1 protein-coding gene is annotated in these 291 nt (G+C 45.0%); it reads left to right on the top strand.

What is annotated here, in order from left to right:
* A partial coding sequence (locus tag AC23P2_RS31350) for a hypothetical protein (RefSeq protein WP_487776830.1) occupies positions 1–291 on the top strand: 291 nt, incomplete at both ends.

Here is a 291-nt window from a genome sequence, read left to right on the forward strand (position 1 = left end):
TCGGGTAAAACCCTGATTATGTGCGTGGCTGCCTATGAAATGAAACGGTTGGGCATTGTCAACAAACCCATGATTATCGGCCTCAAAGCCAACGTTCACCAAATTGCCGAAACCTTTCAATCGGCCTATCCAGAAGCGAAGCTGTTATACCCCCAAGCCAGTGACTTTAGTCCCGAAAACCGTGTCAAACTATTCAATGACATCAAAAATAACCATTGGGATTGTCTCATTCTGACCCACGACCAATTTGGGAAAATTCCTCAGTCGTACCAAATCCAGCAAAAGACGGTT

It is taken from the genome of Runella sp. R0.1_18 (assembly GCF_057652155.1).